The following is a 16103-nucleotide window of genomic DNA, read 5'->3' on the forward strand; positions in this document are numbered from 1 at the left end:
TTCGGGTTGACCGGCAATCTATGGATGCCGGGGCGTCTGCTCAAGCGCTTGGCCGCAAGCTTTGCTCCTACCCCGCGTAGCCGGGCTTGTGCGCGGAGAGAAGGGCGTCGGGCAATGCATAGAGCAGCGGGCCGGCCGAATAGAGCAGCGCCGCCTCCACGGTGCGCCCGGGGAAGATCACCCGCAGCGCCGCGACATAGGCGGCCATCTGCCGGAGATGATAGGGCGGAATCGCCTCCAGGCTTGCCGGCGCCCGGCGCCCGGTCTTGAAGTCGACCACGCGCACCCGATCCGGCAGCACCACCAAGCGGTCGACCGTGCCGGATACGACCACGCCGTCCGCCACCACCGCCGCGATCGGCGCCTCTCCCAGTGCCTCCGGCCCGAACAGTTCGGCAAAGCGCGGATCTTCGGTGACCGCCAGCGCGGCATCGATCAGCGCGCCTCTTTCGTCGGGATCCGCCAGCCCGCCCGCGCCGGCCAGCCAGCGATCGGCAGCCTGCCGCCGCGCTTCCGGCGCCACGCCGGGCAGCCGCTCGAACAGCGCGTGGAGCAGCCGGCCGCGCTCGGCGGCGGCCCGGAGCGCCGGCCCCGGTGGGGGATCGGCAACCTGGTCATCGCCCAGCGACGACGGCGCCAGCGGGCGCGGCGGGCGCGATTCCTGGGGCGCCGGCGCGTGCAGCCAGGCCGGAAGCGCCGGCGCGGGTGCCGCCTCGACCCGTGCGGCCACCGAAGCCGTCCGCACCGGCGCCTGCGGCACCACGCCACGAAATGTCCGTACCCCGTCCGCGTCCACCGCGACGCCCAGCGCATCGAACGCGGACGCGCTGGCGGCATACCAGCTCGCCTTGGGCGGCTCGCCCTTGGCCTGCGGCCCCAGTGCACCGGCGATCACCAGCTGCTCCTCCGCCCGCGTCGCGGCGACGTAGAACAGCCGCCAATGTTCCTGCAGCTCGCGCGCGTCGGTCTTGTCGAGCGCCTCGGCGAGCAGGCCGTCGCGTTCGGCGCTGCGCGGCCGAAAGATCGGAAACGCCGCATCCACGCCTTCCGGCGCCCATTTCAGGAAGCTGCGCGGGCTTCGCGTCGGATCCACGGTCGCATCGGCCAGGATCACCAGCGGCGCCTGCAGCCCCTTCGATCCATGCGCCGTCATGACCCGCACGGCAGGCTGAGGCTGCGCCGCATCGCGCACGATCTCCACGTCGCCGCGATCGAACCAGTCGAGAAAGCGCTGCAGCGACGGCGTCGCCCGCGTTTCGAACGTCAGCGCGGCGTTGAGCAGTTCCTCGATCGGATCGCGCGCCTCCTCGCCCAGCCGCAGGAGCAGCTTGCGCCGACCCTGCATCGGCCCGGACACGATCTCCTCCAGGAAACGATACGGCGTGGCGATATCCGCCCGCCGCAACAGCTCGTACAGCGGCGCCAGCCGCTCCGCCGGCTGCGTTTCGCGCAGGTGCCGCCACAGCCCGCCGCGGTCGCGCACCGCCGCCGCCATCAGTTCGTCCTGGCTCCAGCCGATGAGCGGCGAGACCAGCAGCGCCGCCAGCGACAAATCATCCTCCGGCTGCAGCGCGAAACGGATCGCGGCCAGCAGATCCTGCACCGCCAGCGGCGCGTTCAGCCGCAGCCGGTCGACGCCCGCCACCGGCACGCCTTCGGCATAGAGCCGCGCAACGATCAACGACGCCAGCTCGCCGCGCCGCTTTACCAGCACCATTACGTCGCCGGGGGCCAGCATCCTCCCCTTGCTCTCCAGCGGCAGCGTACCGATCCAACCCTTGATCGCGCGTGCGATGCGGGCGGCCAGCGCACGCGTGGCATCGCCGATCCATTCCTCTTCGTCCGCCTCGCCGCCGCCCTCGATCACCGGCGGCCACAAGATCACGGTGCCGGGTCCGGGCACCTCGCTGGCGTGCGGCTCGACATCGCTCAGTTCCCCCATGCCTGGCACCGGCAACGCCGCGATCGCCGCATCGACGAATTCGAGCACCGGCCGGGTCGACCGGAAGCTATGGGTCAACGACAGCGCCTCCAGTTCCCGCGCCTCCACCTCATAATCGCTGTGGACCTGGGCCAGCCGCTTGAACCGCTCGAACGCCGCCTGGAAGAAGATCGGATCGGTCCCCTGGAAACCGAAGATCGCCTGCTTGTAATCGCCAACCGTGAACAGCGTGCGGACCAGATCGCCGCGCGCTCCCTCGCCCGCGAAGAATTCGTCGGCTACGGCGGAAACGATCGCCCATTGGCGCGGATTGGTATCCTGCGCCTCGTCGATCAGCACATGCTCGGTGGTCTGGTCGAGTTTATAGCGCACCCATTCGCCCATTCCCGGCTGGCGCAGCAGCGCGATCGTCCGCCCGATCAGATCGTCGAAATCCACGGCGCCCAACCGCCGCTTTGCCGCCGCATAGGCGCGGGCATATTCCCGCCCCGCCTCCAACCCGCGCGCCAACAGGTCGACATAGCCCGCGCGCACCGCCATCACGAGCAGTTCGGAGCAGCGCCCGTGCAGCCGCATCGCTGCCTCCGCATAATCCGGATCCTGCGGCGCCTGCCCCTTGGCGAAGCTGCGCGGCTCGCCCTTGGCAGTGGCCCAGACAAGGTGCAACTGGTCCAATGTCGCCGCGCGCTCGGCCGGCTCCCGCCCCAGCCAGGCCGCGACGATATCAGCGCGTTCGAGCCCGCGCGCCGTGCCCCACTGAGCATTGCTAGATGCGATATTGCGTAGCGTTCGCAAATCAAATTCACTATCGCAGCAGCTAGTTGCGATCCATTCTCGAACATCGCCTTCGGGTAGATCGAACGCGCGGCGCAGCCATGGCAGGATGCCGCTGGGCAGCGCCTCCAGCGCCTCGCCGGCGCGCGCGCATTCCTGCAGGAACCCCTCGGCCCCGCCTTCGCCCAGCCGCAGACTGAGCGCGCCGATCGCGTCGATCACACCTTCGCGGCCCTCGCGCCGGGCCTCGACCAGCATCTCCGCCAGCGTCTCGCGCGCCAGCACCGCTTCCTCGCGCGCCTCCAGCGGCCGGAAACCTGGCACTAGGCCGGCTTCCAACGGGAAGGCGGAAAGCAACGACTGGCAGAAGCTGTGGATCGTCTGGATGCGGATGCCGCCGCCCGGCGCATCCAGCACCTTGGCGAACAGCGTGCGGGCGCGCGCACGCCCCTCCGGCGTGATGCTCTCGCCCAGTGCCTCCAGATCGGCGACCAACTCGGCATCGCTCGCCCGCACCCAATGAGCCAGCCGCCCGGTGATCCGTTCGGACATCTCGGCCGCGCCGGCCTTGGTGAAGGTGAGGCACAGGATCGCCGAAGGATCGGTGCCGGCCAGCAACAGCCGCCACACCCGCGCGGCGAGCACCTGCGTCTTGCCGGTGCCGGCAGAGGCAGACAGCCAGACGTGCCGCCGCGGATCGCTGGCGCGCTTCTGATTGCCCTTCAGCGGATGGAGCTTGGCAGGACTGCGGCTCATCTGCGCATCCCCGGTTGCTTCCCGGCATGGAAAGAAGGACCATTTGCGCAGCACATGGCGGAGGGGCGGCCGCGCACGCAGCGGTGGTTCCTGAAACCCAGCCCGCCCCGCAGCCGGCAGCACGGCCCCTTCACCACGCGGCGGTGCCACGCGGTCCCGCTGCCCGCTGCGAGGAGGAATGAACAAGGCCGCTTACTCCCGGCCATACCACTCGTCTCTGCGCATCAGCTGGTCATATTCGGCATAGGGGGCATATTCGGGCACCAGCTTCGCGGTGAACGGCCGATCGCCGGTCAGCCATTCGCCCGCAGCCTCGCCGAACTCTCGCGCGGCAATGGTGACGAAGTCCTCCACCGCAATCGGATCGCGCTTCTTCGGATCCACCGGCGAATCGACATACCCAAAGCCGCCGCTGCGCGGGTTGCGGGCAAGCGACCAATATTCGAAGCACCGCGCCTCGCCCGCGATGCCCTTGAACCCACCCCGTTCGGCGATCAGGCCCAGCAAGCCCAGCTGCAGGCTGAACCCGGCCTTCACCGCGCGCGTGCTCGGCGGCTGGCCCGTCTTGTAATCGACGATGGCCAGGCTGCCGTCGCTCAGCCGGTCCACCCGATCGAACTTGCCGCGCAACGTCACGCCCGCGACCTCGATCGCGCCATCCTGCTCCACCGCCAGTACCTGCCGCTTCTTCGCGGCGTTTTCGGCAAGCTGGCCCGCAATCCAGTCGATCGCCTCGATCAGCCGGGGTTGCCACAGCGCCCGGATCAGCGGGTGGGTTCGGCTGTCCGCCAGCATCGCCTCGGCCCGCGCGCGCAGCCGCTCGGGATGGCAATCATCCTCCTCGAACCATTTCTGCAGCACGTCGTGCACCGCCGTGCCGCGCCACGCTGCGCTGGGATCGGCATCCACCGGGTCCAGCGGCATCAGCCGCAGCATGCGCCGCGCATAGAAGGCATAAGGATCCGCCTTCAGGCGATCGACCTCGGTCACGGAAATCGCCTTGGGCCGCGCCGCTGCGGGTGGCGCCGGTTCCGGTCGGGCAGCCGGCTGGTGGGCGCCAGGCGCGTCGATCGCCGCCACCCACGCCGCCAGATCGTGCGCGCGCTCCATGCCGCCCGACAGCGCCTCCAGCCGCAGCCAGAAGCGCGAAGCGATCGTCGGCGCGCTCGCATCGCGTCGGGCGCGGGTGAGCAGCACCTGCCGCGCGCCCAGCCCGATCGCCAGATCATGCGCCGACACGCCGATCCGCCGCTCCAGCCCGGGGAGCCCCAGTTCGGCCCGGATGCGCGGCGCCAGCCATGGATCTGGCGCCGGCAGGCCCGGCCAAACGCCTTCGTTCAGCCCGCTCAGAATCATCAGGTCGGCGCTGTGCAGCCGCGCCTCGATCAGCCCAAGGATCGCCAGACGCGGATGCCCGCCCTGGGGCGGCCGCACCGCCACTTCGTCCATCAGCGTGCGCAGCAGTGGCGCAAGGCTTTGCGGATCGGCCAGCGCAGGGCCATGCGCCGCCTCGCGCTCCAGATCGTCGAGCAGGGCGGCGGCGGCGCGGCCATCCTCGCGGCTCCAAAGCATATCGCCGCCCAGTGCCTGCGCCGTCTCGCGCAGCATCGCCACCAGCCGGGGCAGCGGTTGCGCGCCGCCCGCGAACACCGTTTCCAGCGGCGCCAGCAGGGACGCGGCCTGCGCCCACCAGGCCGCCGCCAGCGCGCGGATCGCACCTTCACGGCCATCCTGCTCGGCCAGCTGCCCGGCGACTCCCGCCAGCCCAGGCGCCGGCCGCGGCCCCCGCAGAGCCCGATCGAGCGCGCGCGCGCCGTCCAGCCACGCGGCGCGATCGTCGGGCCGGACCAGCGGATGCTTCAGCAGCGTCAGCAGCGGCATCGGGGCGAAGGCCTGCGCCGCCGCATCGGCCAGCGCGAGCAGCAAGGTGCCCGGCGGAGTAAGCGACAGCGGCTGGCCCGCCGAATCGTCGACATGGATGCCCCAGCGCGCGCAGTGCGCGGCCACGCGGCGGGCGAGCGCGCGATCAGGCGTCACCAGCGCGGCGGTCCGTGCCGGCGTCTCGAGCGCCTCGCGCAGCGCCAGCGCGATCGCCTGCGCCTCCTCCGCAGGCGTCGCCAGTTCCAGCACGCGCACGCCGTCCATGCGCCGCTCGCCGGCCGGAAGCGCGCTCCAATGATGCGTCAGCTCGGGCGGCTGCATGGCAGAGGCAATCGCCTTGCTGCGCGCCGGCGGTGCGTCGAGATCGCTGGCGACCCGCCAAGGGTCGAATTCGTCGCGGTGCACGCCCATGCGATCGAGCAACAGCTTGAGGTGGAACTGCGGATGCGTTTCCAGGCTGCGCTTTCGCCGACCGGTGACGGGATCGGGCGCGTGCGGCCCCAGCGACATCCATTCGGCATCGGCCATCGTGGTCGCCAGCCCGGGCAGTACGACCATGCCGCCCGGCAGTTCAGCAACCACCCGCAGCAGCCGCGCGATCGCCGGCGCGCTGGTGGTGATGCCCGCGGCGCAGACGAAACCGAGCGGCGGCGTCGCCATCCAGCGCCGGCGTACCCTATCCAGCAGCTGCCGGCGCCGTTCGGCCAGATCGACGCGGCCAAGCCGTGCCAATTCCTCGGGCCAGCGCGACAGCACGATCTCGAACAGCGCCAACGAGCGCTCCCAATGCGCCGAAAGCTCAGGGCCCAGATCGAGTTCGCGCAGCCGGTGCGGGGCCACTTCCTCCACCAGCAACTGGTCCAGCGTAGTCGCAAGGTCGCCCGCCAGCCGCACCGCCTCAGCTGCGTCGAGCCGGGCGTCCTGCCCCTGGATCAACCGGGCCAGGATCATCCTTCGCTGCAGCGCGTCGACGGCGGGCGGCACCGGGTCGGCATCCTCCACCCCTTCGAACACCGCCTCGTCCAGTTCCGGATCGCCGATGGCCACCAGGCGGGGCAGCAGCAGCCCGCCGCCGCTTTCGCGCACGAACGCGTCCTGCATCGCCCGCTTGGCGCGATTGTTAGGCAGCAGCACCACGCCGCGCGCCAGCCGCAACGGGTCCGCGCCGAAGCGGCGGATCAGGCCGATCGCCAGCGCATCGGCAAAGGCGCGATGCGGCGGGATCGTGTAGAGGTGCAGGCGGTGCGGCATCCGGCTCGGCAAAATGGGAACGGAGCGCGAACCCTAGCGGTCCTTCGCCCCCGCGCGCAAGCGACGAGCGACGCTCACAGTTCGGCCAGCGCCATCTCCGTCGCGCGGATCGCGCCGGGAGAGCCGACATCGAACCAGAGCCCCTGATGCACCGCGCCCCACAGCCGCCCGGCCGCGAGCGCGCGGTTCCAGAACAGGTTGGTGGAAAACGGCCCTTCCGGCCAGTCGCGGATCAGCCGGGGCGAGAGGATTTGCACGCCGGTGAAGACAAAGGGCGCGAGCCGGCCCGGCTTGCGCCGCTCGGTAATCCGCCCGAACGCGTCGAGGCGGAAATCGCCTTGCCCGCGATGGCAGGTCGCCCGCGCCAGCGGCACCAGCAGCAACAGCGCGTCCATCCCTGCGTCGTCCCACTGCGCGGCGAGCAGGCGAATCGCGTCGCTCGGGCCGTCGATCCATAGATTGTCGCTGTTGACGCACAGGAACGGCGCGTCGCCCAGCATCGCACGCGCCTGCACCAACCCGCCGCCGGTCTCCATCAGCTGCCGCCGCTCGTCGGAAATCAGCAGCTCCATCCCCGTCACCCGCGCGCGCAGATGCGCCTCCAGCTGATCGGCCAGATAGTGCACGTTCACCACCGCGCGTTCCACGCCTGCGCTGCGCAGGCGATCGAACACATGGTCGATCAGCGGCTTGCCGGCGACGTCGATCAGCGGCTTGGGCCGCGTGACGGTGAGCGGGCGCATCCGCTTGCCCAGGCCCGCGGCCATCACCATCGCCGTCTTCGGCACGGCGGCGGCCGGCTGCGGACGCAGCGAATAGGTGGCCGCGGTGGTCATGCGCCGGCCACCACCATCGGATCGCCGCGCTTTTCGGCCGGGACGTTCGCCGCGAACCAGTCCGCCACCGGCTGCAGCGCCGGGTGCGCGAGATCGCGCTCCAGATAAGTCCAGACGCGCGGGCACAGCGCCGGATAGCGCGGCTTGCCGTCACGCTTCCACAGGCGCGTGAAGATGCCGACAATCTTCGCGTTCCGCTGCGCGCCCAGGACGTGATAGGCGGTGTCGAACGCGTCGCCCGCGCCGGTGATCCGCCGATAGCGATCGAGCATCGCCGCCTCCAGCGCCGGCGCCACGTCGCGCCGCGCATCCTGTAGCAGCGACACCAGGTCGTAGGCAGGATGGCCCGCAAGCGCATCCTGGAAGTCCAGCAGTCCCAAGCTCTCGCCGCCTTCGATCAACATCAGGTTCTCGGCATGGTAATCGCGCAGCACCGTGACGGGGCGATGACCATCGAGCACCGGCGCCAGCGCGCGATCCCAGGCGTCGCGATAGCCGGGCACGTCGACCTCCAGCCCCACCGCCGGGCAATACCATTCGACGAACAGCCCGGCCTCGCGCTGATATTCGGCGAGGCTATAGGGGCGCTCGACGCCGGGCCCTTCACCGTGCAGCCGCACCAGCAGATCGACGGCCGCGCCGTACAGGCGTAGCTCGCTCTCCGGCGCGGCATCCACGGTCTCGCGCAGGCGCGAGTCTCCGAAATCCTGCAGCAGCACCAGGCCCTGGCCGAGATCCTCGTGCAGGATCGCCGGCGCAGCGAAGCCGTGCGCGCCCAGCCACCGCGCCACCGCGATGAACGGCCGCGGATCCTCGTGCGGGGGGGGGGCGTCCATCAGGATCGCGCTGCGATCATGGTCGATCACGCGGAAATAGCGGCGGAACGACGCATCGCCGGCAAGCGGCAGGATCTCCGCCCCGTCCCATCCGGCGGCGGTAAGGAACGCGGGCGCCGCGATCGGCGGATTCATGTCAGGGGCCATCGACCCTTCCATGCCGCCGGCACGCGCGCTGTCAAGGCGCGGACGCCGTCCGGCGCCACGGACAGGGTAAGCCACAGCGCGTCGTGCCACGCCGCCTCCCCCAGCCGTTCGGGCCATTCGACGAGCAGCAGCGAATCGCTCCGCGCATCCTCCAGGCCGAGTTCCTCGGCCTCGTCGGGGTATTCGATGCGGTACAGGTCGACATGCAGCACCGGCATCCGCACTTCGGGCGGGTCATAGGGCTGCACGATCGCAAAGCTGGGCGACGGCGCTTCGCCCTCCAGCCCCAGTGCGGCGAGCAGCCCGCGGGCGATGCTCGTCTTGCCGGCGCCCAGGGGACCGGAAAGCGCCACGACATCGCCCGGGCCGACACGCGCCGCCAGCGCTGCGCCCAGCGCCAGCGCTTCGTCCAACGACGCGAGCAGGATGGTGTCCTCGCCGCTCATCCGCGCGGCAACTCCACGGTCACCAGCGTGCCCTGCCCCGGCTCGGAGAGCAGTTCGATGCGGCCGCCATGCGCCTCGACGAACTGCTTGGCGAGCGGCAGGCCCAGCCCCAGCGCGCGGTCGTCGCCCCGCGCCGATCCCACCTGCGCGAACCGGTCGAATGCGCGCGCCACCACTTCGGGCGCCATGCCTGGCCCATCGTCGCTCACGATGATCCGCGCGACCCGCTGGTTGCCGTCCAGGTGCAGCAGCACCCGGCCATTCTCGCCCGCCCCGGCCACGGCATGGCGCAGCAGATGCTCCACCGTCTGGCGAATGCGCCGCGCATCGCCGTGGACGATGCCGCAGCTGCCGGCATCCTCCACCACCAGCTCGATCCCCTTCACCTTGGCGAGCGGGGCGATCCCCTCCGCGGCGCTGCTTGCCGCCAGTTCGATGTCGACGATCTCGCGCTCGATCGGCTGGCCCTCATTCTGGGTCAGGTCCAGCACGTCGTCGATCAGCCCGCCCAGCCGATCGACCGACATCAGGATCGCTTCCACATATTCCTGCCCCCCGGCGGTCAGCTTCCCGGCAAAGCCCCCGTGCAGCATCTCCGCAAAGCCCTTGATCGACGTGAGCGGGGTGCGCAGCTCATAGCTCATATTGGCCACGAAGGCGGTGCGCACACGGTCCGCCGCCTCCAGCGCTTCGTTGCGATCGCGCAGCGCGCGCTCCACCCGCTGGCGATCGGTGGTGTCGAGCATCGTCACCATCGCATTGCCGTCGGGCAGCGGCACCGCGGCGATATCGTAATGACGGCCATTGGCGAAGGTGATGTTCGATCCGCGCTGCTGCCGGTCCTTGGCGGCAAGCCGGATCAGATCGCCCAGGATATCGCCGCGTGCCGGGTTGGACAGCTTCGTGCCCGCCACCTTCACCAGCGTCGCAATCTGCGGATGCCCGTCGAGGAAGCCTTCCTCGAAATTCCAGATCTGCCGGAACTTGCGGTTCCACAGTTGCAGCCGCCCCTTGCCGAACACCGCCACGGCCTCGGCCAGGCTGTCCAGCGTCGCGGCGCGCACCTGCTGCATCTCGCCATGCTCACGCTGCAGCTCCAGCTGCTGGGTCTGGTCCTCGAACAGCAGCAGCAGCCCGCCCTCCGGCAGCGGCTGGGCCACCACGCGCAGATGGGTGGTACCCACGCTCCAGCTTTCCTCCACCGCCTCGGGCGTGGTGAACCATTCGCGCCGCTCGTTCTTCCAGGCGGGGAAATCCCGCACGTCGGGCAGTTTGCGCGCCTCGCGCATCCGTTCCAGCACGCGATCGAATTCGGGCCGATCGGCCAACCATTCGTTCTTCATCGCGAACATGCGCCGGAAAGGCTGGTTGCAGAAGACCAGGCTGCGGTCCGATCCGAACTGGGCCACCCCGGCGGACATCCGGTCGAGCATCGCCCGCTGCGCCTCGGCGAAGCGCTTCAGCCCACCGCGGGCGCGCTCCAGATCCTCGATGTCCACGGCGAAGCCGGCGATCCCGCCGGTCGGCAGCGGCACGTCGTGCAGCCGCAGCATGCGCCGCGCGCCGCCGATGGTCGCCGGCATCGCCGCCGTCTGCGGCTGCTGCGAATCGCGGGCGATGGCAGCGTTGGCCAGCGGACCACCCAGGCCGGCACCATCCACCAGTTCCACCCCGCGCGACACGACATCCTCGGCATCGCGCCCCTCCACTGCCTGCACATAGGCCGAATTGACCATCAGCAGCCGAAGATCGGGCCCGCGATACCACATCGGCATCGGCGCCGCTTCGATCAGCGCGGTCAGCGCGTCGAACGCCGCGCGCAGCCGATCCGCCTCGCGTTCCAGGCGGGCGACCTCGGCCTGGCTGTCGGTGGCGTCGACGAACCACAGCTGCACGCTGCCGGCCGGTTCCACTTCCTCGGATGCGCGCTCGCCGAGCACCAGCAGCGTCCGTTCCGATCCGCGCACGGGGAGCCAGATGCGAAACGGCTGGCCGGCACGCTGGGCGGCCTCGACATGTTCGGCCAGCGCGGTCGCGTCCTCCGGCGCGAGCCCCGCATCGCCCTGAGAAAGCTGAGCCAGCGAATCCGGCGCGGTTTCCAGTCCCAGCCAGCCGCTCAGTCGCGAGGTGAAATCGATGCGCCCATCCGCCCGCACCACCATCGGCGCCGCCGGCGAGGTGCGGGCGAACCGCAGCAACCGCCGGTTCTGCTCATATACGGCCCGTGCCGCCGCGCGCGCCGCGAGCCCGGCATACAGCGCCCAAAGCGCCACGATCAGCACCAACGCCAGCACCGCCCCCACGACGGTGGCGCTGTTCTGCGAAAGGACGATCACCGGGGGTCGCGCACGATAGCCATCCGCCTTTCTTTAGGCGAACCAAGGGGCGAACGAAAAGGGGCCCGACAGCAATGCCGGGCCCCCTTGCAGGATAGGAGGAAGAACGACGCTCAGAACCGAACGTTCGCCGCGATCCGGGCATAGCGGCCCAGAATGCCGGAGAAGTAGCTGGTCGTCGCGGTCGCGCTGCCGGCAGGCGCCGGATAGGGCGGCTGCACGTCGAACACATTGTCGACGATCAGCTTCAGTCCGAACTGCTGGTTCACGCGGACGCCCAGCGTCGCATTGATCATCCACCAGTCGCCGACACCCATGATGTTGCGGGCATTCGGCGCCTCGTCGACGTCGTACGCGCCCTTGCCGGTATACTGGGCCTGCACCAGCGCGTTGAACCGGTCGCTCTCGTACGTCAGGTTCGCCGTGCCCGAATGGCGCGGATAGCCGATCTCGCCCGCCAGTCCGTTGACGTCGCCAAGACCGACGCGCTGTTCCAGCTTGTCACGATAGAAGTAATTCACCGACAGGCCGGCGACGCCGCTGCTGGAAACGCCGATCCGCGACAGCGGCAGGCGATAGGCAGCGGTTACCGTCAGACCAGCAGTCTCATAGGCAGAGGCGTTGTAATAGCCTTCCTCGATCGCGGTGATCTGCCCGCCGGCGTCCCGCGTGACGAGGCCGCAGAAGCTGTTCGGATAGCTCGACGAATCATAGCAGGCGTTCAGGATATCGTCGCCGCCGAGCGAAACGATCGCGTTCCGCAGCTTGATGTCGATCCAGTCGACCGCGATCGTCAGGCTCTTGGCGAAGCGCGGCTGCACGATCGCACCCACGGTCCAGCTGTTCGCGACTTCGTTGCGCAGGCCCGGATTGCCCGAAATGGTAACCGGCACGGTGAAGTTGCTGTAGTTGGAGACAAAGGTGGTCGGGTTGATGCCTGCTGCGCGGCAATTCGCCTCCCGCACGGCCGGGTTCGGGCCGCTGGTGTAGTTGTTGAGGTCGCATGGATCGCGCCCGCTGTCGAACGCGCGCGACGTCGGGTTGAACGCCTCGGTGATCGCGGGCGAACGGATCGAACGGGTATAGTTGCCGCGGAAGGTGAAGTCCGGGATGAAGCCGAGCCGGCCGCCGGCCGTCCACGCCCAGTCGCCGCCCGACAGCGAGTTGTCGACATAGCGGGCGGCACCGTCGAACTCGACGGTGTTCAGCCAGCCGATGCCGTTCCGGGACGTGACGAACGGAATGACGAGCTCGCCAAAGCCTTCATTGGTGTGGAAGCGGCCGCTGACCGGATCGATCGGGATGCTCCGGCCATATTGCGTGCGCGTGCCGTCGCCATTGTCCTGGCCGTAATAGAAGCTGCCGGGATCGAAGGCCGTCTTTTCCCGGCGATGCTCGTAACCGGCCGAAATGCTCACGTCATTGCCGAACAGGGTGGCCACGGCGCCGGTGATGTTGGCGTTGAACACCAGCTGTTTGTTGGTCGAAACCGGGCGGGCGATCGCGAAGATATAGTCGCGTGCTGCCTGGCTGGCTTGGCCGATGCCGAGCACGTTGAGCGGCGCGCAGGTCTTGCTGATCGTGTCTGCGGTGGAGTTCACCACGCCCGGCCGGCAGGTGATGTTGCCGCTCGCATCGCGCACCGCGTCGAGCGCGTTGGCGAAGTTCTGGTTGTCCAGCTCGAAATTGCGGCCGCGGGTCTGCGACCGGCCATAGTTGACCGATGCTTCCCAGTTGAACGTACGCGAGCCGAAGCCCAGGTCGCCCGCAAGGCCACCGACGAAGCGGTAGGTCTCGATGCGAGCCTCCGCCCGCCCGGTGGTGAGATCGCTCAGCGCGCGGCCGACATAGAATTCGTTCTGGCCGGCCGGCAGGTTTGCGGCGATCGTCGCACGATCGGCCGCGTTCAGATACGGGTTGTCCAGCGAGATGATCAGGTTGCCGTCGGGGGTGCCGGCGGCGTCGAACAGACCGGTATTGTAGTTCGGCTGGTCGATCAGATTCACGCCCTTGGTGTGCGTGTACCAGCCCTCGCCGAAGAAGCGGATGCTGTCGCTGAACGCATAGTTGAGCTGCGCGGAGGCGATATAGCGCTCCGAGCTGGTCAGCAGGTTGCTCTGCGCGGGCAGGTCGAAACCGTTGCCGCCGCTGCTGATATAGCCCTGGCGCAGCGCGTTGCCCAGGTCGAGCGGCACCAGCGTACCATTCTGACCGAACTGGAGATACTGGCCCGCCGCATTCCGGATGCCGGCGCGCTGCACCGAAAAATCGTCGTCGGAGAAGGGCACGCCACCGATGGTGAACGCGGAATAGCGCTGCTGCGGATAAAGCACGCGCGCGAACTGCGAATTCGCCGACGCCGGCGGCGTTCCGAAGAAGTTGCCGCGTGCCGTGATCTCGCGGTCGCTCGCGACAAGGCCATTGGTGTGGTTATATTCGCCGGACAGCACGATGTTGCCTCGGCCTTCGGCGAAATTCTTGCCGGCGAGGACGTTCAGCCGCGCCTCGGGCGCGTCGCCGCGGGCGGAGATGCCATACTGGCCGCCGATTTCGAGGCCCTCATAATCCTTCTTCAGGATCACGTTGACGGTACCCGCGATGGCGTCCGATCCATAGATCGGCGCGCCGCCCACCGCGACGGTCTCGATGCGCTGCACCAGCGTCGTCGGGATGTTGTTCAGATCGACCTGCGTGCCGGGATTGACCGGACCAAAGATGCTGGCGGTGTTGGACGAAACGAAGCGCCGACCGTTCACCAGTACCAGCGTGCGCTGGGTGCCGAGACCGAAAAAGTCGACGAAAGTTTGCGAGGGGCCGAACGAAGACTGCGCGCCGACCGAACTGTTGCCCGGCGGACCGAACGCCGGAAGTTCGCGCAGCGCCTGGCCGACATTGGTGTAGCCGCGCGATTCGATCTGCGCCGCGCCCACCACCTGGGTAGGCTGGACCGTGTCAAACTCCGGGCGCGCGATGCGCGAACCGGTTACAACGATCTCGCTGGGCTCCTGCGCTGCGGCAGCGCTGTCCGGCTGGGCGTCGGTCGTCTGCGCCATCGCCGGCGCGGCAACATAGGCGAAGGCCAGAACGGCGGCGGAAGCGGTGAAGCGCAAGGCGCGGAAACGACCAGGAGCGTGGGAACGCATACGAAGACCCCTTTGTGTACGGTAAATTTCGTCTGGCCGTGCTGCACCCTATGGGCACGTCTGGACTATTGCCGGCGTTGCTAACATGTTTCCGGCGTTGCACCGGATCCGCGGTTTTGGTGGCGCGTGGACACACTGCACCCGTTTCTCACCGAGTGTTGCAGTTGCGCTACACCTGTCATCTCGTTCGTATACAAAGAAAAAGGCCGCCCCGGGCGGGACGGCCTTCTCTCTGCGCCGCTGTGAAGCGATCGATCAGTAGCGATAATGCTCGGGCTTGAACGGGCCTTCGACCGGCACGCCGATGTACGAAGCCTGCTTCTCGCTCAGCTTGGACAGCTGCACGCCCAGCTTCTCCAGGTGCAGCGCCGCAACCTTCTCGTCCAGGTGCTTCGGCAGCACATAGACTTCGTTCTTGTACTGGTCGCCGCGGGTCCACAGCTCGATCTGCGCCAGCGTCTGGTTGGTGAAGCTGGCCGACATCACGAAGCTGGGGTGGCCGGTGGCGCAGCCCAGGTTCACCAGGCGTCCCTTGGCGAGCACGATGATCTGCTTGCCGTCCGGGAATTCCACCAGGTCGGTGCCCGGCTTCACTTCGGTCCACTTGTAGTTCGACAGCGCGGCGATCTGGATCTCGCTGTCGAAGTGGCCGATGTTGCAGACGATCGACATCGGCTTCATCGCCTTCATGTGATCGGCGGTGATCACGTCGGCGTTGCCGGTCGCGGTAACGAAGATGTCGGCGCGCTTCACCGCCTCTTCCATCGTCACGACTTCAAAGCCCTCCATCGCCGCCTGCAGCGCGCAGATCGGATCGATTTCGGTGACCATCACGCGGGCGCCGCCGTTGCGGAGCGACTGGGCCGAGCCCTTGCCCACATCGCCGAAGCCCGCGACGCACGCGACCTTGCCGGCCAGCATCACGTCGGTGGCGCGACGGATCGCGTCGACCAGCGATTCCTTGCAGCCATAGAGGTTGTCGAACTTCGACTTGGTGACGCTGTCGTTGACGTTGATCGCCGGGAACGGCAGTTCGCCCTTCTTGGCGATCTCGTACAGGCGGTGCACGCCGGTAGTGGTCTCTTCCGAAACGCCCTTCAGGTTCTGGACGGTCTTGGTGAGATAGCCCGGATATTTGGCGACGAACGCCTTGAGCGCGCGCTGGAATTCGACTTCCTCGTCGTTTTCCGGCTCGGGCAGCGTCGCGCCGGCCTCGATCTTGGCGCCCCACAGCGCGAACATCGTCGCGTCGCCGCCATCGTCGAGGATGATGTTGGCGGTGGTGCCGTCACCATCGGCGCCCCAGTTGAAGATGTCGCCGACATAGTCCCAATATTCGGCCAGGCTCTCGCCCTTCACCGCGAACACCGGCACGCCGGTGGCGGCGATGGCGGCGGCGGCGTGGTCCTGCGTCGAGAAGATGTTGCAGGTCGCCCAGCGGACCTGCGCGCCGAGCGCGGTCAGCGTCTCGATCAGCACCGCGGTCTGGATCGTCATGTGCAGCGAACCGGTGATGCGCGCGCCCTTCAGCGGCTGCGCAGCGCCGAATTCCTCACGCAGCGCCATCAGGCCGGGCATCTCCGTCTCGGCGATATTGATTTCGGCGCGACCGAAATCGGCGAGCGCGATGTCCTTGATGACATAGTCGTTGGTAGCCACGGGCTGCTTCTCCACTTCAAGCAAAGTCTAGGCGCACCGGGAATCCATCCGGTCGCATGGGTGCGCCCTACTCGCTTCCGGATAGCCGCGCAACGT

8 protein-coding genes are annotated in these 16103 nt (G+C 68.7%); all 8 read right to left on the reverse strand.

The genetic code is table 11. The features are described from left to right. Positions 1-67 precede the first annotated feature (67 nt). The 8 genes from addA to ahcY all read right to left on the reverse strand — a co-directional run bounded on the left by addA (position 68) and on the right by ahcY (position 16022). Positions 68-3472, reverse strand: a complete 3405-nt coding sequence (addA, locus tag ACNFJ7_RS06400; RefSeq protein WP_019368130.1) for a double-strand break repair helicase AddA — start codon at positions 3470-3472, stop codon at positions 68-70. A 192-nt stretch (positions 3473-3664) separates the two neighbouring features. Then, positions 3665-6604: a double-strand break repair protein AddB gene (addB, locus tag ACNFJ7_RS06405; protein WP_019368129.1), complete on the reverse strand. Its 2940-nt coding sequence runs from the start codon at positions 6602-6604 to the stop codon at positions 3665-3667. 74 nt (positions 6605-6678) lie between these two features. Beyond that, entirely contained in the window at positions 6679-7440 is a 762-nt protein-coding gene (locus ACNFJ7_RS06410; protein ID WP_019368128.1) for a nucleotidyltransferase family protein, read from the reverse strand. Then, positions 7437-8411: an aminoglycoside phosphotransferase family protein gene (locus tag ACNFJ7_RS06415; protein ID WP_019368127.1), complete on the reverse strand. Its 975-nt coding sequence runs from the start codon at positions 8409-8411 to the stop codon at positions 7437-7439. Before ACNFJ7_RS06415 ends, ACNFJ7_RS06410 begins: the two co-directional genes overlap by 4 nt. Then, positions 8408-8869, reverse strand: a complete 462-nt coding sequence (gene tsaE, locus ACNFJ7_RS06420; protein WP_019368126.1) for a tRNA (adenosine(37)-N6)-threonylcarbamoyltransferase complex ATPase subunit type 1 TsaE — start codon at positions 8867-8869, stop codon at positions 8408-8410. Before tsaE ends, ACNFJ7_RS06415 begins: the two co-directional genes overlap by 4 nt. Then, complete coding sequence (locus ACNFJ7_RS06425) at positions 8866-11205, reverse strand: PAS domain-containing sensor histidine kinase (protein ID WP_019368125.1); 2340 nt, start codon at positions 11203-11205, stop codon at positions 8866-8868. Before ACNFJ7_RS06425 ends, tsaE begins: the two co-directional genes overlap by 4 nt. A gap of 113 nt (positions 11206-11318) precedes the next feature. After that, positions 11319-14348, reverse strand: coding sequence for a TonB-dependent receptor domain-containing protein (locus ACNFJ7_RS06430; protein WP_026008878.1), 3030 nt, complete (start codon positions 14346-14348; stop codon positions 11319-11321). A gap of 255 nt (positions 14349-14603) precedes the next feature. Beyond that, complete coding sequence (gene ahcY, locus ACNFJ7_RS06435; RefSeq protein WP_019368123.1) at positions 14604-16022, reverse strand: adenosylhomocysteinase; 1419 nt, start codon at positions 16020-16022, stop codon at positions 14604-14606. Between the last annotated feature and the right edge of the window lie 81 nt (positions 16023-16103).

Origin of the sequence: Sphingomonas sp. HT-1 (genome assembly GCF_048568905.1) — a bacterium.
Lineage (GTDB): Bacteria > Pseudomonadota > Alphaproteobacteria > Sphingomonadales > Sphingomonadaceae > Sphingomonas.